The sequence below is a fragment of the Chryseobacterium gambrini genome (assembly GCF_027920505.1).
Lineage (GTDB): Bacteria > Bacteroidota > Bacteroidia > Flavobacteriales > Weeksellaceae > Chryseobacterium > Chryseobacterium gambrini.
On sequence record NZ_CP115857.1, the window covers coordinates 844218 to 867097 of the forward strand.

Genomic DNA, 22880 nt, shown 5'->3' on the forward strand with positions numbered 1-22880 from the left:
ATGAAAATAGTTACATCCCCTGCCAAATTAATGAATGTGGAAAATTCAACCGACCTGTTGAAAACCACAACGCCTAAATTCATTGAACAGTCAGAATTTATACACTCTTATTTAAAACAGAAATCTCCGAAATATCTTTCAGAGCTGATGGAAATTTCTGCCAAATTAGCAGACGAAAACTGGGAAAGAAACCAAAAATGGAAAGCAAAACCTTCTGCAAAAGAATCCGCCCCTGCTCTATTTGCCTTTACAGGAGAGGTTTACAGAGGATTAGATGCCAAAACATTAGACAAAGATGCAGTAGATTATCTTCAGAAAAACCAGAGAATTCTTTCCGGACTATACGGATTGCTTAAACCTTCGGATAAAGTGATGCTTTACAGGCTGGAAATGGGAAGACCTTTTGAATTTGATGAATATAAAAATCTTTACGAATTCTGGAGAGAAAAGATAACGGAACAGTTGAATTCTGAAATGAAAAAGAATGAAATCCTCCTGAATCTTGCAAGCAATGAATATTTTAAAGCGGTTGACCGTAAAAAACTCAACCATCAAATTATCGATTTCGATTTTTACGAATTAAAAGAAGGAAAACTGAAAACCATTGTGGTTTACACAAAACACGGAAGAGGTTTAATTGCAAGATTTTGCGCACAGACGAATGCACAGACTTTGGATGATGTAAAAGCTTTCAACTACGAAGGTTATCTCATTAATGAAGAAAAATCGACTGAAAACAAACTGGTTTTTGTAAGATAAACACTGAAATGATGAAAAAAAATTATTTACTTTTAACGCTTTTCTTTACCATTACCTTTTGCTATTCTCAAAAAAAAGAGATCGATTCTATCCCCTTTTCTCTGGAAAAGCAACTGCTTACATTTTCGGGAAAAGTGAATGGAAAAACGATAGAATTTGCGCTCGATACAGGAGCCGCTGTTTCCGTAAGCAATTCTATCAATAATAAAACTGCTTATGTAGAAATTCTGGATTCCAATAAAACCATCAACGATTCCAGCAACAAAAAGATAAAGATTAAAAGCACAAAAATAGAATCGCTTTCCATAGGAAATTTTGAAGTAAAAAATCTAAAAGGAGTTACGTTTGATATGCCTTTCTTGTACTGCACCAATCTGCTGCTTCTGGGACAGGATTTCATCAAAAAATTCAACTGGAAAATAGATTTTACGAAAAAACTGATTTACATTTCAGAAAAACCATTTCCAACGGATCGCTCTTATCATAAATGGACGGTTTACTATAACAGCAACAGACCTTTAATTGATTTTACCATTCAGAACAAAACCTTTAAAAACTGTTTGTTAGATACCGGATTTTCAGGTGTAATGGAAATTAATTCTAAAGATACGGACATCATGAATACTATTTTTGATGAAAAAAAGTCTAAAAATCAAGCCGATGAATTCATTTCTACAAATATGGGATTGAGCGGTTTGGGAAATCCCGAATCTTACAGCACTTTTTTTGTTGATGAAATAAAACTGGATCAGACTGTAATTCGTCAATTGCTTATTACCATCAATAAAGCAAAAGAATCCAAGATCGGAATTAACTTTTTCAGCCAGTATTCAGATGTTTTAATCATGAATTTTAACGAAAATGCTTTCTACTTAAAACAGTCCGGAAAACCATTACTTCCTAAAAAACAAATGGATGCCAAAGCTTTTTTCATCGACGGTAAGCTCACCGTAATTTCAAAAAATATGAACGAAAATTCTACGGCAAAAAACGTACAGATCGGAGATCACATCAAATCGATCAATGGTAAAAATGCATCAGAATTTACGGAATGCGAGCTGTTACAATGGGCATATTTCAGCAAAGAAGATTATATTCTGGAAAAAGATAACGGCGAAAAAATTGAGATTAAAAGCAGCAGCCATTTAAAATAATTGTTTAAAAATGACCATTTCAGAACTAAAAAACTACTTCAAAACAGAACTTTCCACATTATATACAGATTCGGAATCTGCATTTCTGAGTTCAATATTCATCGAAAAAATTGTTGGGTTTGATGCTTTTAACCAGAGAAGATTTGCAGAACAGGAATTGCTTTTGGAAGATGAAAAAAGGCTTCTCGAAGTTATTTCGGAGTTAAAAACTTCAAAACCTTATCAGCATATTTTAGGCGAAACAGAATTCTACGGAATGACGTTTTTTGTGAATGAAAATGTATTAATTCCCCGTCCTGAAACGGAAGAGCTTCTGGAATTTGCGATAAAAAAGATCAAAAGTTCAACGTCTTATATTCAAGGTTTAAAAATTCTGGATATCGGAACAGGAAGCGGAATCATTCCGTTGGTTTTAAAAAAACATTTTCCGCAAGCGGAAGTTACTTCCATCGATTTTTCTGAGAAAGCTCTTGAGGTTGCCAGAAAAAATGCGGCATTTCATCAGCTTACAGTCAATTTCATTCATGCGGATTATCTGAATTTTGATTTAAAAGAAAGCTTTGATATCATTATTTCAAATCCGCCTTATATCGCAATCGATGAAGAACAGGAAATAGAACATTCCGTAAAAGGTTTCGAACCGACCATGGCACTCTTCTCTCCTACTTCCGATGCATTGATTTTTTATAGAAAAATTGCCGAAGATTCTAAAAAATACCTGAATAAAAACGGACTGTTATTTTTGGAAATCAACCAGAAATTAGGACCAGAAACACTGGATTTATATCGTAATGATTTTGAAGAATCAGCATTGATTAAAGATTTATCGGAAAATGACCGTTTTGTTTTTGGGAGGAAGTAATAAAATTCCACTCAAAAACATTCGAAATTGAAGCTTTTTAGCTCATTAATGAATCTTTTAAGGTGGATTTTGACTCTTTTATTATCAAAATCCAGTCTTTTACACTCAATTTTCAGCATAAAAGACCGATCTTATAATCAATTAAAAGATTTTATCTGTCTTGAGCTTCAATAAAAAAGCAATGAACCATATAATTCATTGCTTTTAAATTTATCTGTAAGGAATCTTTATCCGATTCTTTTCTTCACAAAAATCTCATATCCCAAGTAAATTAAAGGAAGCGACATAATTCCGAGATACATTGAATTTTCAATCGCCGCCTGTGGCTGATTGGCAACGGCATAAATAAGACCGAAAAATGCTCCTCCCAAATGGGCAGAATGACCAATATTATCATTTCTATTAGGATTAAGCATCATGTAAACAGAATAACTAAAATACAATGTCCCAAAAAGCCAGCCCGGTAAAAAATTTACACTAATTTCATTCGGAGCCATCGCAATTGAGGCAAAAATAATTCCCGACACAGCACCAGAAGCACCAATAGCAGAATACCAAGGTTGATTTTTATAGATCAGCAAACTAAATAAATTCCCCAGAATCATAGATCCGAAATAGAGAATCAGGAAACCTATATTTCCAAAAAAAAGTATTACCGCACCCTGAAAAAAGTATAAAGAAAGCATATTGAAAAACAAATGCATAAAATCGGCATGAAGGAACGCCGAACTTATTAGCCTGAAATATTCTTTTCTATTGTTGATCGCACTGACACTGAATTTATATTTTTCAAACATTACAGCATTATTCAATCCCATATAACTAACAATACAGGTAACCGCAATAATAACTAAAACAATTGGACTCATAATTTATTTAATTTTCTGTATTATCGTCATTCTGAAAAAGGTTTCCAATGGTTCCGTCTTCATCAAATCCCGCTGTTGGTTCGGGATCTTCATATACTTCCGGTTCTTCTTCCACAGGTTCAGGAATGTTGATGTTGATGGATTTTACTTTGAATTTTGTAAACTGGTTTCCAATGGCTTTAATTCCCTTCACGGCAATAAATTCATCGATATTCACTTCTTCCGGCTCTCGTTCTTTGCCTTTGTCTTTTGCGAAAATAATTTCGGCAGTGGCTCCGTTGGCAACAATTACATTTTCAATGAACGATTTCGAATGTTCCGAAGGCATAAAAGTCTGCACGTTCGGCGTGTTTTCAAATAAGAACCGTTTGATAAAATAAATATCTTTTTCACCATCGTAATAGATGCAGGTTACCGGCTGATTCGGACGCCATTTTTCCAACACCAGATATTCGTCATCGAAACGGTTTCCAAGATCAAAAGAAACTAATTTTGCTTCTCCGTTGGTGTTGATGGTTAAAATTTTATCGTCTCCTTTGAAGCTTCCCAGTAAAGTTCCTCTTCCGTCTGCATTCAGCCTTCTCACCGTATCATCAAACCAGATTCTTCGCGGTGCTAATGTAGAAACGCCTTCTTCCTTCAGATCCACTTTCTTCACGGAGTATTTGGTTACCAGATTTCCTTTGGAATCACGCCCTTTAATCGCGAGTTCTGAGAAATCGATGTCCATTTTATTTTTTCTGATCCTTGGATTGGGTTTCAGAAGAACCGTCACTGTTTCTGCTTCACCGTTTGGATTTGCCGAAAAATAAAGCACTTCCGATCCTTTTTTATCTGAAGCTAAAGGATAATCTGTATTTCGTGTAACACCAGTTACGGAAAAACGTTTCATATAGTAAGGTCCTTCCCTTCCTTCGCGGTAGATCATATTGTATACCGTCCTTTTATCGTTTTTCTTCCAGATCGCAACATGGAGAATATCTTTTCCGATAAATGTTTTTGCCTCCACTTTTACCACTTTCATGCTTCCGTCTTTTCGGAAGGTAATGATGTCGTCGATATCTGAACAGTCGAACAGATACTGGTCTTTTTTTAGTGACGTTCCGATAAATCCTTCCTCGAAATTGGCATAGAACTTTTCATTGGCAACCGCAACTTTTGTTGCATCAATGGTATCAAAAATTCGAAGTTCGGTTTTTCTCTGTCTGTCTTTACCGTATTTTTTCTGAATATTCAGGTAATAATCAGTTGCATACTGAATAAGATTCGCAAGATGATGTTTCACCTGCTCGATCTTACCTTCCAGCGCAGCGATATTTTCTTTAAATTTATCTAAATCGAATCTTGAAATTCTTTTGATTCTGATTTCTGTCAGTTTTAAAATATCTTCTTCCGTTACGGCTCTTAAAAGATGTCCGGTATGAGGTTTCAGCCCTTCATCAATCGTTTTCAGAACATCTTCCCATGTTTTTACCTCTTCAATATCGTGGTAAATTCTGTTTTCGATGAAGATTCTTTCCAGTGAAGAAAAATGCCAGCTTTCCTGAAGCTCATGAAGTTCGATCTCCAGTTCTTTTTTAAGCAAAGAAACAGTATGATCTGTATTCATTTTCAGGATTTCAGAAACATTCAGGAACATCGGCTTATCGCCGACAATCACACAGGCATTAGGAGAAATGGTTACCTGACAATCTGTGAAAGCATATAGAGCATCAATGGTTTTATCCGGAGAAACATCGTTGTGAAGATGGATCAGGATTTCAACTTTATCGGAAGTATTGTCTTCAATTTTTTTGATCTTGATTTTTCCTTTTTCATTGGCTTTAATGATGGAATCAATAAGATCACTTGTCGTTTTTGAGTACGGAAGCTCCGTAATAATGAGAGTATGCTTATCGTAAGGGGAAATTTTAGCTCTGGCTCTTACTTTTCCGCCACGGTGTCCGTCGTTGTATTCAGAAACATCGAGATAACCCGCCGTCATAAAATCAGGGAAAAGCTCAAACTTTTTACCTTTCAGATACGCCACAGAAGCGTTGATAAGTTCATTAAAATTATGCGGAAGAATTTTGGTTGAAAGTCCGACTCCAATTCCTTCAACACCTTGTGCTAAAAGCAACGGGAATTTTACGGGAAGATCGATCGGTTCGTTATTTCTGCCGTCATAGGATTTTGCCCATTCCGTTGTTTTTGGATTGAAAACCACTTCGAGAGCAAAAGGGGTTAATCGGGCTTCGATATATCTCGCAGCCGCCGCAGAATCTCCGGTGTAGATATTCCCCCAGTTTCCCTGAGTATCGATCAAAAGTTCTTTCTGACCGATTCCTACCATCGCATCGGTAATGGAAGCATCACCATGAGGGTGATATTTCATGGTATTTCCAACGATATTGGCAACCTTGTTATAACGTCCGTCTTCCAGCTCCCGCATGGAATGCATGATCCTTCGCTGAACAGGCTTAAATCCGTCATAAACCGATGGAATTGCCCTGTCTAAAATTACATAAGAAGCATAATCCAAGAACCAGTCTTTGTACAGTCCTGAAACTTTTTTTAAGCTTTCGCCTTCATGCGAGTATTCTTCTGTCATTCTTTAATTTATTAACTCTTTTTCTCTTTATTGGCCTTAACGACCTTATTTAAGGAAACTTTTAAATCACTAATTTCTCTTTTGGTAAGATATGAAATTTCATACCTCAAAATGGTAGAACCGCTGTTTTTGCTTGAGATCGTAACATAAAGTCTTTTCATAAAGAAAAGATCTACAACCTCAAATTTTTGCAGTTTGTATTTCGGAAACTCATCGCTTAACGGCTTTTGCAGAAAAGGAATAATGTTCCTGTTTCTGAAATGCAGAGCTTCTCCATCACTGTCATATTCAAAGATCTGCCTTCCGTTAAAATAAAAGAGTACTACCAAAATAATTGGAACAAAAATCAATAGTAATTCTTCTTTTCCCAAGATCCTAAACTTATACTCTTCTAAAATATAAGCTCCGATACCTCCGACTAAAAGCATAGCCAATAAAGTACTAATGAAGCTGTATACCGAAGTTTTATTGCGGTTACTAAGTCTCATATTAACATTTGTATTAGTGGATTATTTGTGTTTTTTTAAAATAAAGATTTTAATTAGCTTTCATCTATGACTTCACTCAATATTTCTTTTTTATTAATATCAGGGTCTTCAACTACCAGATTTTCAAGGATAAAAGTTTGTCTGTCTGGTGTATTTTTTCCCATGTAGAATTCCAAAAGCTGATCAATGGTTTGGTCTTTTCCTACCACAACAGGTTCCAGACGGATGTCTTTGCCGATAAAGTGTTTGAATTCGTCAGGAGAAATTTCTCCCAATCCTTTAAATCGGGTAATCTCCGGATTTTTTCCCAATTCATTTAACGCTTTTACTCTTTCCTGTTCTGTATAGCAATATCGTGTCTCTTTTTTATTTCTTACCCTGAATAATGGGGTCTGAAGAATATAAAGGTGTCCGTTCTTAATCAGATCCGGGAAGAACTGAAGGAAAAACGTGATCATCAGCAGACGAATGTGCATTCCGTCGACATCGGCATCGGTGGCAATAATTACCTGATTGTATCGAAGATCTTCAAGACTTTCTTCAATGTTCAAAGCTGCCTGAAGAAGGTTGAACTCTTCGTTTTCATACACTACTTTCTTGGTTAAACCATAGCAATTTAACGGCTTCCCTTTCAGAGAAAATACCGCCTGAGTTTCCACATCTCTGGATTTTGTGATGGATCCGGATGCAGAATCTCCTTCCGTAATAAAGATCTGGGTTTCCCCTTTTCTTTCGTTTTTCTGATCGTTGTAGTGCTGTCTGCAGTCGCGAAGCTTTTTGTTGTGCAGAGAAACTTTTTTGGCTCTTTCTCTCGCTAATTTCTGAATTCCGGAAAGCTCTTTTCTTTCTCTTTCCGAGATTAAAATCTTTCGTTGGATCGCTTCGGCAACTTCAGGGTTTTTATGTAAAAAATTATCTAATTTGCTTTTCAGGAAGTCAATGATGAAGGTTCTTACGGTTGGTCCGTTCGGTCCGATGTCATTGGATCCTAACTTTGTTTTGGTCTGAGATTCGAAAACCGGCTCTTCTACATTGATGGAAACCGCTGCCACAATAGATTTTCTCACATCGGATGCATCAAAGTTTTTATTGAAAAACTCACGGATTGTTTTCACGTAAGCTTCACGGAAAGCGTTTAAATGCGTTCCTCCCTGTGTTGTGTTCTGTCCGTTAACGAATGAAAAGTACGTTTCTGTCTGCGATTTATCGGTATGCGTAATCGCAACTTCAATATCATTATCTTTCAGATGAACAATCGGATAAAGCGTTTCGTTTTCCAGCTCCTCGTCCAGCAAATCTTTCAAACCGTTTTCTGAGAAGAATGTTTCTCCGTTGAAAAGAATTTTTAACCCGGGATTCAGATAGGCATAATTTCGGAGCATTCTTTCGATATACTCTTTTCTGAATTTAAAATGAAGGAAAATATCGGCGTCCGGAATGAAGGAGATTTCCGTTCCGTTTCTGTCTGATGTATCTTTTTCCTCGAAGTTTTCGGTGATAAGTCCTCTTGAAAACTCTGCAACTTTCATCCTTCCGTCTCTGAAAGAACGGACACGGAAATAATCGGAAAGGGCGTTAACTGCCTTTGTACCCACCCCGTTAAGACCTACGGATTTTTTAAAGGCTTTACTGTCGTATTTCCCTCCGGTATTCATTTTAGAAACCGCATCCACTACTTTTCCCAACGGAATTCCACGCCCGAAATCTCGGATCGTAACTTTACCGTCGTCTAATTTTATTTCAATTCTTTTACCGGCTTTCATCCTGAACTCATCGATGGAGTTGTCCAGAATTTCTTTCAGTAAAATGTAGATACCATCATCGGCGGAAGAACCGTCTCCCAGCTTCCCGATATACATTCCGGGACGCAGGCGGATATGCTCCTGCCAATCGAGGGTTCTGATATTATCTTCGGAATAGATCGGATTTATTTCTTGTGACATATATAATTTCAGCAAACATACAAAAGTACGAAATTGAAGAAAATTATCCGAATATTTTGATTCATTTTTTTGTAAATATTCTAATAGGTATTGCATTATTAATAATGAAATTCTATATTTACATTATTCAATATCAAGTGAAAAACCAGCTTTATTTTATTTTTTTCGTTAAAATTAAAGCTGATTATGTTTGAATTTAATAATCTTAACAACATCAATAAATATTATCTTATGGCTGTCTTTCTGTAATTACCACTAAAACTGAAACCAAAAACCAAACTCACATGAAAAATAAATTGAATGCCTGTATCATTGATGACATAGATGAAGGCAAATACATTTCCCGATTACTGAAAAAGGAATTTCCTGAATTCGAAATTGACCTTCAGACGAAGTGTATTCTTTTCGATTCAGATTACTTCAGCAAAAATTCCACGGATATTTTACTCGTTGATATTCATTGTTTTGACGAAAATGATCTGGAAATGCTGGAAAAACTTCAAGAAAACGATTTCTCCATCATTCTTATCACAGAATCAGAAAAATCTGCTATTCAGGCAATAAAAAGAGGATTTATCCATTACATCTTCAAACCTTTAAAAAATCTGGATTTCGTGCTCACCGTTAATAAAGCACTTGAAAAATTCAGAAAAAACAGGATCTCCGCATTTTCCGGTTTTCAAAACAAGATCAATCTTCCTACCCTCCAAGGTTTTAAGCGGGTGAATGTTGACGAAATCATCCGTTGTGAAGCCGATTCCAATTACACTTTTATTTACCTTTCCGACAAAAGCAAAGTAATGGTTTCCAAAACACTGTGCGATTTTGAGAAGAACCTTTCGGAGTATAATTTTTTTAGAATTCACCATAAGCATCTCATCAATCTCGAACATCTGAAAGAATATATTAAAGGAAAAGGCGGACAGGTGGTAATGGCGGATAATTCTGTTCTGGATGTCTCCATCCGGAAAAAAAACGAATTCCTTCATAAAATGGCTTAATGTAACGTGAGTTCGATGTAAAATCAATACGAAAATATCAGTAGGAATTTAGCCTATTTTAATGATTAAGAAAACAATGGGCTTTAGCCAAAACTTATACTGAATTTTGGTTAGAGTCAATTTTGATTTGGAATCTTTACACCGAACTGAAGCCTGACGCAATTAACAGAAAACAAAATATTGATTATCTATTAATTTATATTCTCTTTATCGAAAACGCGTTAATGTAAGAATGAATATTTTTACATAAAACTGTGATTCTTACATAACAGGAAATTCTTCCTTTACTAAAATTAAAACAATAACATTCAGTTATTTAAGCATAAACTCATCGCAACTTTTTTGCGCAGAAAATACATTTATTTGCGAAAAGACTACACTTACTCAAAATCCGTTCACATTTGCTTAGTCACTTTAGTGTGAGATTATTTTATGTGATACTTTTAAAGTCTTAACTACAAGAAAATTTAAACAGCTAAAAAGGTGAAAACCAAAATGTATTCAATGGGTATTAATTCTTAAAGTTTTTGTTGGTTTTTGATGTATAAAATCAATTTCGCATCATGGTAAGAATGTATTTTTTAATCTTCTGTTTTCTTTTGGGAAACATAATGCTTTTGGCACAAAACCCTCCCTGTTCAGACTTTAATGATCCTGTAAATCCTTACGGAAACTGGGCTCCGGCTGCCGCGCCCAACGGAAATGTAAGTGTGGGCATAAGTTCTCCGAATCCTCTGGACGGATCGCAGTTTCTTGTTATAAAAGACAAGTCGGGAGGATCATGGTATCAGAACTGGAAAGATTACCAAAAGCTGGGAAACTATTTTTTAGGACAGTGTCTTTATTTTGATTTTTATCTGGATAACGACAGTGGCTACGGATTGCCCTATCATCCGTACATCACGCTTTCCGACGGTACCAACAGCGCTACATTTGTTGCAAGTGTAACGGTAACTCCCGGAAGCGGATGGGTTCGTATAAAAGCGCCTATTCAGCTTTCCAGCGGCGGTGTTCTTCCGAGCAATTCCGATGGAGCATGGACGATGAGCCCTGTGAATACGGCAATTTTCGACAATATCATCATGAATTCTCAGGTTCTTTCCATTACTCCGGATATTACGTCTACACAACAGGAAGTGATGTATTTCGACAATATCTGTGTAAAACCTTGTGAAGGATGCAATGAATGCAATTCCAACTTTAAAATCCAGACTACGACAAGCACATCAGGAAATTACACTACGGCTCAGGTATTTCTGGAGAGTACCAATTCTCCAAGCTTATATAAAGTAGACTGGGGCGACGGAACTTCTGGAAATGTTTTAACATCCCATACTTATAATCTGCCGGGAAGCTACACTGTTTGTGTGACTCAGTTTGAAGGAGACCTGCCTAAGTGTAAAACGTGCATTTCAATATGCGTTCCGAAACCTGCGGAAGGAGGAAATGCCAAAAATTCAGCTAATCTGAAATCTCCGCTGAAAGATGTTGCAGAGGCAGCAAGAGCAGAGTCCGGAACAGCCAGTCAACCGGATTACAATCTTGTTCCCAATCCCGCAAAAAATTATGTTGATGTACAGACCAATCTTTCCAAAAGAGGAAATGTAACTGTTAAAATTATGGATACTTCCGGAAAGATTCTGATTAACACTTCCGAAACGGTAGAAAGCGGAAGGCAAAGCATCAAGATTAATACTGAAAAACTGATTCAGGGAACTTATATTGTTGAGATACAATCTGAGAACAGTAAATCTTCGCAAAAACTTCTGATTTCGAAATAAACCGATCAACAAACACAAAATAAAAAATCATGAAAACAATACTAAAAACCGAAGGACTGCTTCAAAAAAGCTTTCAAATCATAAAATCACAAAAATTAATTTTAGCCCTTTTCATTGGTTTAATCTCACATGCTGAAGTTTCTGCGCATGCTTCTACGATTACCAGAAAATGGTGCGGCGGATTTTTTCACAGAAAATTTGTCGCTCAGGCTCAGACTTCTGTCCTTTCTTACAAAAAATATGTAACAGGGTACAACTGTATCGGTCAATTTGTAGGATACGGAAATGTGGGTTTATGGTCTTCCACCTGTTCTAATGAAAGCAAAGGATGTTCCCGTCCTCAGACAGCCATCTGCAGCAAAAGCGGAACGGTTTACGATCAGGTTTACAATGTCTGCACTCTTTCTTTCACAGGTCCTTATGCGTACAGCAGCTATGCAAAAGCCGAACATCTTACCAGCGGAATTTATCTTACACAGACTTCTTCAGGCAGAGGTTCTGCAGGACTTACAGGAAGCTATACCTTAGATGAAAAGAAGTTCTCTAAACTGGTAGATAACGGAACTTCTTTCGGAGAAATTACCGGTGATGTTACGGTGAACGATAATAATCAACTGGTTGTTACTAAAATGAACGGAAGAATCAACATCACTCCTTCTGCAGATTTTTATTCTAACGTAAAAATAGTTGTTATTAAAGAAAACGTTAATATTTCGGATGACGAAGCACTTGCGAATGAGCAGGCTGTACAAAACGGAACTTATCCTGATGTGGTGTATACCGCAACCGTACACATTTCTAAAAACGGACTTACTTACGACGGAATTTTTAAAAACGGATTTATCAGCAACCAGATTAAAGAATATGCTACCGCACAGGAAAAAGGTGTTTCTTTCAGCAATTTTTCTTCATCCGTTCCTATTAATGTTAATTTAAATGATGATGAAAAACTTACACTGGTAACGGTAATGGATGGCGGATTTGATATCAGTACCGCAGTAGTGCAAAAAAATGCAAATACGGCAATCGATAATACTCTTTCTTCTAACACGCCAAAACTTACTCCAAATCCCGCAAAAGATTATGTAGACGTAAATATGAACCTTGAAAAAAGAGAATTGATTACTGTAAGAATCATCAGTTCTTTAGGTAAAATAACTGCCGAAAAATCTGAAACGCTGAACAGCGGGAAACAATCCATAAGACTCCATACGGATCAACTTCTTCCGGGAACTTATATTGTTGAGATAAAATCGACTTCTAAAACGGCTTCGCAGAAACTGCTCATAACGAGGTAGTGCAATTCATATCTTTAAAAAAGCCATCCGAAATCGGGTGGTTTTTCTTTTGAAGTATTTCTTTAAAAACATTTTAAGTATTTAATTCCTGCTCCAATAAAATATCTTTTTGCCTTTTGTGGTTAATTTAAGCCAATAAATCTCTCCTGATTGTAAAAAATAAATTAAATTCGATACAAGAAAAAAAACAATCCTTAATGATACAACTTCCTTTGTCCAAACTTTCCAATGTGGGAACTACGATTTTCAGTCAAATGACGCAGCTTGCCAATGAAAATGAAGCCATCAATCTATCGCAGGGTTTTCCCGATTTCATGCCGGATTCCGAATTGCTGTATCATGTGGATCATTTCATTAAAAAAGGCTTTAATCAGTATGCTCCGATGGGCGGAATGATTGGTTTGAAGGAAGAAATTGCCGGAAAAATAGAAAATTCTCATCAGGCAGTGTATCATCCCGATTCTGAAATTACTGTTACTGCAGGCGGAACTCAGGCTATTTTCACTGCAATTGCGACTTTTGTAAAGAAAGAAGATGAGGTCATTATTTTTGAACCGGCTTACGACTGTTATGAACCTACGGTAGAACTTTTCGGGGGAATCGTAAAGCGTTTCGAAATGAAAGCTCCCGATTATGAAATCGACTGGAATGTGGTAAAAAGTTTAGTTTCGGAAAAAACCAAAATGATCATCCTGAATAACCCGAACAATCCTTCCGGAAAGATTTTAAAGGAACATGACATTCAGGAATTAATTAAAATTGTGGAAGGAACTTCTATCCTGATTTTAAGTGATGAAGTGTATGAAAATATTGTTTTTGACGGAAAACAGCATTTAAGCATCTGCAAATATCCCGAACTGAAAAACAGAAGCCTTTTAGTGGCTTCATTCGGAAAACTGTTTCATGTAACCGGGTGGAAGATAGGCTATTGTGCGGCTCCGAAATATCTGACGGATGAATTCAGAAAAATACACCAGTTTAATGTTTTCTCCGTGAATACACCGATGCAGCTTGCTTTGGCGGAATATATGAAAAATCCGGATCATTATAATCAGCTGAATCAATTCTTTCAGGAAAAAAGAGATTTTTTAAGACAGGGTTTAGCCAATACTTCTTTTGAATTACTGGATTGCGAAGGAACGTATTTTCAGGCTTTAAAATATGATAAGATTTCTGACAAAAATGATCTTGATTTTGCTCACGAACTCACGATTAATCATAAAGTGGCAAGTGTTCCTTTTTCTTCTTTTTATAAAAATAAGCTGAATGAAAATGTAATCCGTTTGTGTTTTGCGAAGAAGCAGGAAACTTTGGAAAGAGCTTTGGAGAATTTGTCTAAACTGTAATTTTATTTCCCGCAGATTTAGCAAACTATACAGTTTCAAAAAAATAAAAACTGGTGACATCAAGAATTTCTGTCACCAGTTTTTATTTAAGATTATAAAAACATTCCACCGGAAGCTTCAATTCTCTGTCCGTTGATCCATCTTGCCTCTTCGGTACACAGGAAAGCCACTATTCCACCGATATCGTCGGGAACTCCTGCTCTTCCTAAAGCGGTATTATTGGCAACCATAGTATTGATATTTTTATCATCTCTTGTTCTTCCTCCGCCGAAATCTGTTTCAATAGCACCGGGAGCCACAACATTAGATTTAATTTTTCTTGCACCCAGTTCTTTTGCCTGATATTTCGTAAGCACATCAATCGCTGCCTTCATAGAACCATACACGGAAGATCCGGGCAATGCAAACCTTGCTAATCCTGATGAAACGTTGATGATTCCTCCGTTGTCATTCATAAAAGGCAAAAACTTCTGAGTCAGGAAAAATACACCCTTGAAATGAATATCCACCATATCGTCCAGCTGCTCTTCACTAACCTCCGGAATCAGACAATATAAAGCTGTTCCTGCATTGTTGATGAGATAATCGATATTTCGGCTGCCTGTATTTTCTTCAAGATGATCTCCGACCGTTTTCACAAAAGCATCAAAACTTTTCACCTCTTTTGTATCCAACTGATAAGCAATTGCTTTTTGTCCCAAAGACTGAATTTCTTCTACTACTCTATCCGCTTCTTCCTTATTGGTTCTGTAAGTTAAAATAACATCAAGACCTTTCTGCGCAATTTTAATAGCAGAATTTCTTCCTAATCCTCTGCTTCCACCCGTAATTAGGGCAATTTTTCTTCTTGTTTTCATTATTTAATGATTTATTTTAATGAGACAAAGTTCAGATAATTTACGGTTCAGGCGTTTGCTTTATTCAAACTTAAATTTGCAAAATTCAAATCATGACCGAAATTCCAAAGGAGCGAGAGATGTTTTCTTTTTGAAAAAGTTAGAGAAGTGTGCAATCTCTTCAAATCCCAAAGCATATGAAATCTCAGAAACATTCCACTTGGTCTGTTTCAGAAGAATTTTTGCTTCCTGAACAATTCTTTCTGCAATAATTTCGGTAGTGGTTTTTCCCGTACTTTCTTTCAGTTTTTTATTTAAATAATTTACATGAACCGCCAATCGGTCTGCATAATCTTTTGCCGTTTTCAATTGCAGTCTCTGATCCGACGATTCTATGGGAAACTGCCTTTCCAACAGTTCTATAAACAGCGAAATAACACGCAGTGAAGCGTCATTTGATGTTGATAATTTTGAAGCCGGCTGCAACTTTTGTCCATAAGGAATAAGCTCCAGAACATAATTTCTGATAAGATCATATTTAAAAATATAATCGGAATTAATTTCTTTTTTCATCTTATCAAACAGGAGTTCAATTTCGTCTGCCAAATCATCATCAATTTCAAAAAGAGGAACATTTCCCGGCTGAAAGATCGGTAAATCTTCAAGCGTATTGTGTGATTTGTCTTTAATAAAAAAATCTTCCGTAAAAACGCAGAAACTCCCCGACTGGAAAGGATCTTCGGGAATCCAATGATACGGAACTTTAGGAGTCGCAAATAAAAGTGCATTCCCTTTTATCTGAATAATTTTATCTGCATATTCCGCTCTGTTTCTGCCTCTTATTAAGCTTATCTTGTAATATTTTCTTCTGTTATAAGGCATTTCGGAGGTTGTTTTGATTTTTTCAATCGTTTTGGCGATATCAAAAACATTGAAATGACCAATTTCTTTATGAAGCCCTTTCGGAAAAATAGTTTCGAGATCCGTTCCTAGTTTCGCGGTCATTTCTCTGTAAAAATCATCCAGCGAAGTGTAAGAAGTATGCTGCATTTTTTCCATACCTAAGAATTTGTAAAATTCAAATGTACGGAATATTCTTTCTGAAATCCACAACAATAATTTTATAAATTTATCAAACTAAGGTGATTTATATTGAAATATTTTATAAATTAGTAATTACCAAATTAAAATTATGTCTTATATGAAAAATCAAAATTTATCAAATGGAAAAAAGCTTAACAAAAAGCAGTTAAGATCCATCAAAGGCGGACTACAGCAATGTGTTGATCCGGAAACAGGACTCTGTAAAGCATATGGCAGACGTTGTGCAGAACCGGAATGTTTTGACCTTCCTTAATCTATTAAAATCACCATTATGAAAAATCAAAATGTATACAACGGAAAGAAACTGAATAAAAAGCAGTTAAAATCTATTACTGGCGGAAAAGAAATCTGTACAGATCCTTTTACCAAAGAATGCTTTAAGTACGGCATTGGCTGTGTAGAATTAAAATGCCAATTTGTGTAAAACTTTAATCTTCAACTTATTGTTATAAAAAACGCTCCCAAAAAATTATTGGAAGCGTTTTTCTTTATAACTAACTTTAATACTTTATTCTTATACGTTGAATCTGAAGTGCATGATATCACCGTCTTTTACGATGTATTCCTTCCCTTCTACAGAAAGTTTTCCGGCTTCTTTTACTTTTACCTCAGAACCGTAGTTTACATAATCATCATACTTGATTACTTCTGCACGGATGAACCCTTTTTCAAAGTCAGTATGAATTACACCTGCAGCCTGCGGAGCCGTCCAGCCTTTTCCGATTGTCCAAGCTCTAACTTCTTTTACTCCTGCTGTGAAATAAGTCTGTAATTTCAATAGATCATAAGCTTTTCTGATCAGTCGGTTCACTCCCGGTTCAGTAAGACCAAGTTCTTCAAGGAAAATTTCTCTTTCTTCAAAAGTTTCCAGTTCATTAATATCTGCTTCAATCTGAGCGGCTAAAACAACTACTTCTGCACCTTCATTTTTTGCCATTTCTTCAATTTTACCAATCCATTCGTTACCATGCTTTATTGAATTTTCATCCACGTTGCAAACGTAAAGAACCAGCTTATTGGTTAATAATTGAACATCTCCGATAATTGATTTCGTAAAATCATCTGTTGCAAATTCTCTCGCATTTTTACCGTCTTCTAAAAATTTCTGAAGATTCTGAAGTGTTTCATAAGCCAAAACATCTTCTTTTTTACCGGATTTGATGAACTTTTTAGCTTTCTCAACTGCTTTTCCTACCGTTTCAAGATCTTTCAGCTGAAGTTCTATATCAATGATTTCTTTATCTCTTAACGGATCTACCGAACCTTCTACGTGAACAATATTTCCGTTATCAAAACATCTTAAAACGTGGATAATTGCCTCACACTCACGGATATTGGCAAGAAACTGGTTTCCTAAACCTTCTCCTTTACTTGCTCCTTTTACAAGTCCTGCAATATCTACGATCTCTACAACCGCAGGCAAAACTCTTTCAGGTTTTACCAATTTTTCCAGCTCAAACAATCTGTGATCCGGTACTGAAACGGTTCCCAAATTCGGTTCGATGGTACAGAAAGGATAGTTTGCCGACTGTGCTTTTGCGTTGCTCAGACAGTTAAAAAGAGTTGATTTACCTACATTCGGTAAGCCTACGATTCCACATTTCATAACGAAATTTTTATTTTATTTATAATGCTATGTAACCTTTCGGTTTCATATTGTAAAATTCTAAGGTTAAGGTTTACTGTTCAAATCGGAGGTTATTTCCAATCTGAACTTTCAGCGTGCAAAGATAGTGATTTTAAAGGATATTCTTCTAACCAATTTATTTTAAATTCTAAGCCTTTTTTCATTTTTCTATAATGAAATATCCCTAAAACTATTTTGCTTTAGGGATATTCTATTTAAGAAAATGTCTTAATTATCTCGGAAAAGGAAGTGTTGGATGAATAGGATCTACAGGATAGCATCCGCAAAGACAATCCCACTGATCGAATACCTCATCGCATACACCAATAGCTTCGCATCTCCATAAATGTCCTACAGGGCAAGCTGGTACATTGGGTCCGGCTCCTTTTACTTGTTTTAACTCTTCTCTTGAAATTTTTTTCAAATTTTTCATAGTAATTTTTATTTGTAATTCAGACAAATATAATAATATTCTCTACATAATGAATTATTTACTTAAAAATTGACTATAGAAATAAAACTATACTAAAAATCCGTCACCAATATGACGGATTTCAGTAATTTGATTTCAAAAAGATTATTAAGGATTATCTCCCGTTGCTTCCTGCGCCAAAGGAACATCTCCCGGAGTTTCCTGTAAGGTTTTATCTAAAGTAAATAAAGATTCATCGGTAGCTCTGTCTCCTCCTGCAATTTTCAGTTTGTCGATTAGATTCTGTGCCAGTGTTTCCTCTTCAATCTGCTCCTGTACAAACCACTGCATAAAGTTCCATGTTGCCCAGTCTTTTTCTTCAAGAGCCATATCTACGATTTTATAAATGGCAGTGGTGTTATCTACTTCATGTTTGAAAACCCCTTCAAAACAATCGGTAAGCGATTCCGGATCTGCCGGAGGAGCAGGAATTGCATCTACTTTCGGCTTTCCGCCTCTGTTTAATACATATTCCATGAATTTGATGGAGTGATTTCTTTCTTCCTGAGCGTGCCTGTACAGGAAATTCGCAATTCCCTGATATCCTTTGTTGTCTGCCCAGATTCCGTATGATAAAAAGGTATGTGAAGCGTGAATTTCTTTGTTCATCTGGTCGCTTAATGCTTTTTCAATGGAATCGGAAAGTCTTTTGGTATTCATAATAGATATTTTTTGTGATTATAAATCTATGGATACAAAAATGGTTCCGAGAAGTTTTTATTTTTAGCCAAAACCTTTAAATACATTTACAAGCTCCTGAATTACATTATTTTAAGCTGATAATTTATAGTTATTCTAAAATATGAAGATGAAATTTTCAGATCAAAAGAAAACTTCCGGTATAAAAACGGAAGCCTTCTTAAGTAAAAATTATCTCTGTACTATTGTTTTATCAATGTTTTGGTAAGCGACTTTCCTTTTCCTGTTATTTTTATGAAATAAATCCCAGCCGGAAAATGACCTACATTGAATTTTTCATGGTAAACATCGTCGGAAGAATTGACTTTTCTTGATAAAATCAGTGATCCTTTCGCATCAATAATTTCAATCTTCATTTCCTTTTCCTTTGATTTCAATTTTATATTTACTTCCTGATTCGAAGGATTGGGATAAATCATAAAATCATTCGTTGTAATCTCCTTTTCTTCAGCAGATAAGCTTCCGTTGGCACATAGCGGAATTCTGTTGACCCCATCAATTCCCCAAGATGGCTGAACAGGAATACAAAGCCAGTTCAATACAGTCGGCAAATGATCTGTTTCCCGGGTTGTCGATAAATAATTATAAATTTTAAAATTAGTAACCGTGTTCAAATTTCTGGCAGGAGATCCGGTAATCGTAACGGTGTTTGCATTCGGACCAGAATCTGCCAGTGTATTTCCCGAAACCTCATCACATTTCCAGTTAGCAACCAATTGAGAATAATAAGGATGCGAAGCCGTAATATCCTGATTTGCCCAATTCACGATAACCTCGTTCGGAAGCGCAGATTTCCACACTCTGATGTCTCTATAAGAAGCTGCAAGCGTTGGACTGTAGGTGTTTGTCCCGTCCTGATTGATCGTAAAAGGAAGTCCCGAATCAATATTTCCAATGGTGTTCATTTTTGCAAAAGTTACGGGAACACCATCTTCATACATTGTTACAAGTCCGTCTCTGTCGAAACTTACGGCAATATGCTTCCATGTATTGAGTTCCATTTTTCCGCCCACAAGATCAATCCTGTTGGTTCCGTCGCCAATATTCATTTTAAAAGTCTGTCCGGAATATCCTGAAATTACAAAACCTTTATTTTTTCCGTTTGCCCAGTTTTTATTACTTATCATTACAGGATCACTGTTGTACGCAACATTGGGTTTCACCCAGAATTCAATTGTAAAATCCTGAGTTGTTCCAAAATTAAATGGAGTCTGATTCGCAGGTTTTGCATATGTTCCTGCCGGAAGATTGAGCTGATTGAACGTTTTAGAAGATTCTGAAATGGTTCTGCTGATTTGCTGAGGAGTAAAATTAGGATTAGAATAGATGGTAAAAATATTCCTTTCCGAAAGATTTCCGCCTCCATGCCCGTTATCTACCGCGCCGTGATCCGTGGTTAAAACAACCAGCCAGTCTTCATTACTGTACGTTGATCGGCTTTTCATAGCATTAACAATTTCTCCGATGTACGTGTCGATGGTTTGTATGGCAGCAACATACTGCGGTACAGAAGACGAAAAGCCATAAGAATGTCCGGCGTGATCCACATCATCAAAATCAATAAATAAAATGTCCGGATTATCGTTTTGCAATGTATTTAAAGCGGCATTTTTCACTGCAAGATCTGTTGTGAAATTAGTCTTTACATCGGCGTTCTGAACAATGGTATTGTTAACCGGAGCCCAATGAGCCAGAGAAATGGTTCTTAAATTGGGATTATACGCTTCTGCTCTCGTTAAAAAGTCAGGGTAATTTGCATAGTTCGGACTGGTAAAATTATTATCCTGCACATTGTGTTTCGTATGCCAGACTCCTGTAAGCATGGTGCTCCAGCCGTTTCCGCTCAAAGTAATTGCAGCACAGAGACCGTCTAAAGAATAAACTGACTGATCTGCCAATGCATGAATGTTCGGCGTACCGGAAGACATCATAACATCCGCCCGACAACCGTCGATCCCGATGAAAAGAACTTTCTTCGTCTGAGCTCCGAGAAAACAGTTCATTACGACTGCCATTGAAAATAGTTTTGTTTTCATAATAATAAGTGGGTTTTGAATTTTAAGATTTTACAAACTTTAGGTTGATTAAGTAATTTAAAAAAGGGACGTTCGGAACTTTGGGAACTTTGTCAAAGTTTAAAACTTTGACAAAGTTGATTTCCTGGATTTCAGAAATTAAAAAAAGAGGCTGAATTGGGATAAGCGTAATTTGAAAGAATTAGTAAAAAAATCGTTCAGCCTCAGAAATCGTGTTAAAAATATAATCGGGATTGGATTTTTCCAGTTCAGCCTTGCTCTGCGCTCCGGAAAGGACGGCTACCGTAACTCCGCAGCCTGCATTTTTGCCTTCTTCGATATCAATGACAGAATCTCCCGCTTTTAACACTTTTTCAGGTTCATGAATATTGAATTTTTTCATTGCCAGAAGAATCATTTCCGGGCTCGGCCGGCTTTCCGAAACATCGTCGGCTGTAATTAAAGCATCAAAGTGGGCATTTTCTTTCCAGCCCAGTTTTTCCAAAAGCTGCAGGGCAATTTCGGAAGTATAACCTGTATTTAAAACAATCTTTTTATCCTGAGATCTCATCTTTATCAGGAAATTTTCAACGCCGTTGATTGGTTTTACCTCTAAATTCTGATAGGCAGTTTTTAACTGATCCGAAAAGTTTTCAAAAATGGCAGCCGCGTCTTCTTCATTTCCGCCTATTTCTTTTAACAGACTGCTGATTGCTTCCAGTTTTTCCATTCCGGCGCAGCTTAATAACACTTTTTCCAGAGAAACATTGTATCCGTAATCATTCACGGCTTTCATTAACGTTTTATATACCACATTATCTTCATCAATGGTGGTTCCAGCCATATCCAGAACCAGTAATTCTATGTTCTTCATTTAATTTTATGCGTAAATTTTATCTATATTAAATTTTGAAAAGCCTCCGCTTCCCGTCATTCCCTTTCCTCCGATTCCCGTTACAATATGAATGTTGGGAGACGGACTGTACTCGAAAATATCTTTTGTTTTGCACTGGGAATACACTCCAAACCATCTTCTCTGGATTTCATAGGTCGGAAGATCTATGATTTTCTTTGCTTCATTAATCATAAATTCATCTATTTCCATATTCAGATCAAATCCTAAATCATCTGCATTTTTCGCATCTGCATATTCATGGGAATCTCCTAAAATAACCGAACCGTCCAAAGCCTGTTTGAATAAAATATGGACTCCGTATTTTTTCTCAAAGGAATTCGGGTCTTCCATTGTTTTGATTTTTTTGAAAGACGGACATTCTTCAAAGGATTCATACCTTCTGATGGAAAGTCCGGTGAGAATATTTCCCTGAAGCGCATAAATTCCCTGTGGTTTTGTCTGAAGCATCTGCAGTTTGCTTACTTCGAGATCACTTTCGTTAAAAACTTCGGGATATAACGTTTTAAATTCATGTCCGCCGCAGATGATTATTTTTGAGGCATTCAGTGCTGTTCCGGCTGCAGTGATGGCAATACATTCTCCGTCATTTTCATGGGTTTCAACAATGGTTGTGTTATAGAAAATTTTAAGATCCAGTTTTTCCTGTAGGAACCGGTGAAATTTTACAATCATTTCAGCAGAATCTACCGATAATTCCTGAGGGAAAAACAATCCGCCTTTGCAGTAATCTGAACGAAGACCATCAAATTTGCTGATGCATTCGCTTTTTGAAAGAAGAACAGATTCATAATCATTATTTTTATTGATTTCATGCAGCTCATTAATTAGCTGAAGCTCTTCGTCATTGGATGCGATATAGACCGAACCGTTTTTTCGTACCGTTAAATCAGCCTGAAACTGAAGTTCGTTATACATGGCTAAACTTTCTCTTCCGAAGTTCTGCCATTTGAGATCCATTCCGGAAGGAACGACCTGCCCGAAATTTCTTACCGTTGCTCCTTGAGGAACAGAATTTTTCTCTATTAAAGCGACTCTAAGTCCTTTTTTCAGCGCATGATACGCATGAAAAGTTCCTAAAATGCCTCCTCCTACAACGATTAAATCAAATTTTGTTGTCATT

21 protein-coding genes are annotated in these 22880 nt (G+C 36.4%); 9 read left to right on the plus strand and 12 right to left on the minus strand.

Features of this window, described 5'->3' with window-relative positions:
* The 3 genes from yaaA to prmC are packed head-to-tail and all read left to right on the plus strand — an operon-like array spanning position 1 to position 2775.
* Entirely contained in the window at positions 1-759 is a 759-nt protein-coding gene (gene yaaA, locus PFY09_RS03790; RefSeq protein ID WP_271161450.1) for a peroxide stress protein YaaA, read from the plus strand.
* A gap of 11 nt (positions 760-770) precedes the next feature.
* Positions 771-1913 carry a retroviral-like aspartic protease family protein gene (locus tag PFY09_RS03795; RefSeq protein ID WP_271161451.1) on the plus strand — a complete coding sequence of 381 codons (1143 nt, stop codon included), beginning with the start codon at positions 771-773 and terminating at the stop codon, positions 1911-1913.
* A gap of 10 nt (positions 1914-1923) precedes the next feature.
* Entirely contained in the window at positions 1924-2775 is an 852-nt protein-coding gene (prmC, locus tag PFY09_RS03800; protein ID WP_271161452.1) for a peptide chain release factor N(5)-glutamine methyltransferase, read from the plus strand.
* 227 nt (positions 2776-3002) lie between these two features.
* On the opposite strand, the gene PFY09_RS03805 is transcribed toward prmC, so the two are convergent.
* Genes PFY09_RS03805 through PFY09_RS03820 form a run of 4 tightly spaced genes read right to left on the minus strand, consistent with a single transcriptional unit; the run spans position 3003 to position 8665 of the window.
* Positions 3003-3644: a rhomboid family intramembrane serine protease gene (locus PFY09_RS03805; protein ID WP_271161453.1), complete on the minus strand. Its 642-nt coding sequence runs from the start codon at positions 3642-3644 to the stop codon at positions 3003-3005.
* A gap of 7 nt (positions 3645-3651) precedes the next feature.
* Positions 3652-6234, minus strand: coding sequence for a DNA gyrase/topoisomerase IV subunit A (locus tag PFY09_RS03810; RefSeq protein ID WP_116098563.1), 2583 nt, complete (start codon positions 6232-6234; stop codon positions 3652-3654).
* Positions 6235-6245: 11 nt separating this feature from the next.
* Positions 6246-6722 (minus strand): hypothetical protein, encoded by a 477-nt coding sequence (locus PFY09_RS03815; protein WP_087711579.1) that lies wholly within the window; start codon positions 6720-6722, stop codon positions 6246-6248.
* A 53-nt stretch (positions 6723-6775) separates the two neighbouring features.
* On the minus strand, positions 6776-8665 hold the full coding sequence (locus tag PFY09_RS03820) for a DNA topoisomerase IV subunit B (protein WP_271161454.1): 1890 nt from the start codon (positions 8663-8665) through the stop codon (positions 6776-6778).
* Between the two features lie 284 nt (positions 8666-8949).
* Here PFY09_RS03820 and PFY09_RS03825 point away from each other — a divergent pair, with 284 nt between their 5' ends.
* The 4 genes from PFY09_RS03825 to PFY09_RS03840 all read left to right on the plus strand — a co-directional run bounded on the left by PFY09_RS03825 (position 8950) and on the right by PFY09_RS03840 (position 14091).
* Positions 8950-9666, plus strand: a complete 717-nt coding sequence (locus PFY09_RS03825; protein ID WP_271161455.1) for a LytR/AlgR family response regulator transcription factor — start codon at positions 8950-8952, stop codon at positions 9664-9666.
* A gap of 563 nt (positions 9667-10229) precedes the next feature.
* Positions 10230-11447, plus strand: coding sequence for a T9SS type A sorting domain-containing protein (locus PFY09_RS03830; RefSeq protein ID WP_271161456.1), 1218 nt, complete (start codon positions 10230-10232; stop codon positions 11445-11447).
* Between the two features lie 29 nt (positions 11448-11476).
* Positions 11477-12745: a T9SS type A sorting domain-containing protein gene (locus PFY09_RS03835; RefSeq protein ID WP_271161457.1), complete on the plus strand. Its 1269-nt coding sequence runs from the start codon at positions 11477-11479 to the stop codon at positions 12743-12745.
* Positions 12746-12942: 197 nt separating this feature from the next.
* Complete coding sequence (locus PFY09_RS03840) at positions 12943-14091, plus strand: methionine aminotransferase (RefSeq protein ID WP_271161458.1); 1149 nt, start codon at positions 12943-12945, stop codon at positions 14089-14091.
* 92 nt (positions 14092-14183) lie between these two features.
* Here the strand turns inward: PFY09_RS03840 and PFY09_RS03845 are convergent, their stop codons facing one another.
* Both PFY09_RS03845 and PFY09_RS03850 read right to left on the minus strand, forming a co-directional pair.
* The gene (locus PFY09_RS03845) at positions 14184-14948 is read right to left on the minus strand and encodes an SDR family NAD(P)-dependent oxidoreductase (protein WP_271161459.1); all 765 of its coding nucleotides are present in this window, start codon (positions 14946-14948) and stop codon (positions 14184-14186) included.
* A gap of 90 nt (positions 14949-15038) precedes the next feature.
* A complete protein-coding gene (locus tag PFY09_RS03850; RefSeq protein ID WP_408640186.1) occupies positions 15039-15977 on the minus strand; it encodes a helix-turn-helix domain-containing protein in 939 nt (312 codons plus the stop codon).
* Positions 15978-16128: 151 nt separating this feature from the next.
* Here PFY09_RS03850 and PFY09_RS03855 point away from each other — a divergent pair, with 151 nt between their 5' ends.
* Entirely contained in the window at positions 16129-16284 is a 156-nt protein-coding gene (locus PFY09_RS03855; RefSeq protein ID WP_271161461.1) for a hypothetical protein, read from the plus strand.
* Positions 16285-16302: 18 nt separating this feature from the next.
* The gene (locus tag PFY09_RS03860; RefSeq protein WP_108409124.1) at positions 16303-16455 is read left to right on the plus strand and encodes a bacteriocin; all 153 of its coding nucleotides are present in this window, start codon (positions 16303-16305) and stop codon (positions 16453-16455) included.
* A 90-nt stretch (positions 16456-16545) separates the two neighbouring features.
* Here PFY09_RS03860 and ychF read toward each other — a convergent pair whose 3' ends face one another.
* The 6 genes from ychF to PFY09_RS03890 all read right to left on the minus strand — a co-directional run bounded on the left by ychF (position 16546) and on the right by PFY09_RS03890 (position 22879).
* On the minus strand, positions 16546-17637 hold the full coding sequence (gene ychF, locus PFY09_RS03865) for a redox-regulated ATPase YchF (RefSeq protein WP_271161462.1): 1092 nt from the start codon (positions 17635-17637) through the stop codon (positions 16546-16548).
* 253 nt (positions 17638-17890) lie between these two features.
* Complete coding sequence (locus tag PFY09_RS03870) at positions 17891-18091, minus strand: bacteriocin-like protein (protein ID WP_271161463.1); 201 nt, start codon at positions 18089-18091, stop codon at positions 17891-17893.
* Positions 18092-18238: 147 nt separating this feature from the next.
* Positions 18239-18790 carry a ferritin gene (locus PFY09_RS03875; protein ID WP_271161464.1) on the minus strand — a complete coding sequence of 184 codons (552 nt, stop codon included), beginning with the start codon at positions 18788-18790 and terminating at the stop codon, positions 18239-18241.
* A gap of 221 nt (positions 18791-19011) precedes the next feature.
* Positions 19012-20865 (minus strand): alkaline phosphatase family protein, encoded by a 1854-nt coding sequence (locus PFY09_RS03880; protein ID WP_271161465.1) that lies wholly within the window; start codon positions 20863-20865, stop codon positions 19012-19014.
* A 181-nt stretch (positions 20866-21046) separates the two neighbouring features.
* Complete coding sequence (locus PFY09_RS03885; protein ID WP_271161466.1) at positions 21047-21718, minus strand: HAD-IA family hydrolase; 672 nt, start codon at positions 21716-21718, stop codon at positions 21047-21049.
* Positions 21719-21724: 6 nt separating this feature from the next.
* A complete protein-coding gene (locus PFY09_RS03890) occupies positions 21725-22879 on the minus strand; it encodes a TIGR03364 family FAD-dependent oxidoreductase (RefSeq protein ID WP_271161467.1) in 1155 nt (384 codons plus the stop codon).
* Position 22880: the final 1 nt, after the last annotated feature.

Bases quoted from the DNA above. Each gene is read 5' to 3' on its own strand.
- yaaA (WP_271161450.1), top strand. From the start codon at position 1: ATGAAAATAGTTACATCCCCTGCCAAATTAATGAATGTGGAAAATTCA.
- PFY09_RS03795 (WP_271161451.1), top strand. From the start codon at position 771: ATGAAAAAAAATTATTTACTTTTAACGCTTTTCTTTACCATTACCTTT.
- prmC (WP_271161452.1), top strand. From the start codon at position 1,924: ATGACCATTTCAGAACTAAAAAACTACTTCAAAACAGAACTTTCCACA.
- PFY09_RS03805 (WP_271161453.1), bottom strand. From the start codon at position 3,644: ATGAGTCCAATTGTTTTAGTTATTATTGCGGTTACCTGTATTGTTAGT.
- PFY09_RS03810 (WP_116098563.1), bottom strand. From the start codon at position 6,234: ATGACAGAAGAATACTCGCATGAAGGCGAAAGCTTAAAAAAAGTTTCA.
- PFY09_RS03815 (WP_087711579.1), bottom strand. From the start codon at position 6,722: ATGAGACTTAGTAACCGCAATAAAACTTCGGTATACAGCTTCATTAGT.
- PFY09_RS03820 (WP_271161454.1), bottom strand. From the start codon at position 8,665: ATGTCACAAGAAATAAATCCGATCTATTCCGAAGATAATATCAGAACC.
- PFY09_RS03825 (WP_271161455.1), top strand. From the start codon at position 8,950: ATGAAAAATAAATTGAATGCCTGTATCATTGATGACATAGATGAAGGC.
- PFY09_RS03830 (WP_271161456.1), top strand. From the start codon at position 10,230: ATGGTAAGAATGTATTTTTTAATCTTCTGTTTTCTTTTGGGAAACATA.
- PFY09_RS03835 (WP_271161457.1), top strand. From the start codon at position 11,477: ATGAAAACAATACTAAAAACCGAAGGACTGCTTCAAAAAAGCTTTCAA.
- PFY09_RS03840 (WP_271161458.1), top strand. From the start codon at position 12,943: ATGATACAACTTCCTTTGTCCAAACTTTCCAATGTGGGAACTACGATT.
- PFY09_RS03845 (WP_271161459.1), bottom strand. From the start codon at position 14,948: ATGAAAACAAGAAGAAAAATTGCCCTAATTACGGGTGGAAGCAGAGGA.
- PFY09_RS03850 (WP_408640186.1), bottom strand. From the start codon at position 15,977: ATGCAGCATACTTCTTACACTTCGCTGGATGATTTTTACAGAGAAATG.
- PFY09_RS03855 (WP_271161461.1), top strand. From the start codon at position 16,129: ATGAAAAATCAAAATTTATCAAATGGAAAAAAGCTTAACAAAAAGCAG.
- PFY09_RS03860 (WP_108409124.1), top strand. From the start codon at position 16,303: ATGAAAAATCAAAATGTATACAACGGAAAGAAACTGAATAAAAAGCAG.
- ychF (WP_271161462.1), bottom strand. From the start codon at position 17,637: ATGAAATGTGGAATCGTAGGCTTACCGAATGTAGGTAAATCAACTCTT.
- PFY09_RS03870 (WP_271161463.1), bottom strand. From the start codon at position 18,091: ATGAAAAATTTGAAAAAAATTTCAAGAGAAGAGTTAAAACAAGTAAAA.
- PFY09_RS03875 (WP_271161464.1), bottom strand. From the start codon at position 18,790: ATGAATACCAAAAGACTTTCCGATTCCATTGAAAAAGCATTAAGCGAC.
- PFY09_RS03880 (WP_271161465.1), bottom strand. From the start codon at position 20,865: ATGAAAACAAAACTATTTTCAATGGCAGTCGTAATGAACTGTTTTCTC.
- PFY09_RS03885 (WP_271161466.1), bottom strand. From the start codon at position 21,718: ATGAAGAACATAGAATTACTGGTTCTGGATATGGCTGGAACCACCATT.
- PFY09_RS03890 (WP_271161467.1), bottom strand. From the start codon at position 22,879: ATGACAACAAAATTTGATTTAATCGTTGTAGGAGGAGGCATTTTAGGA.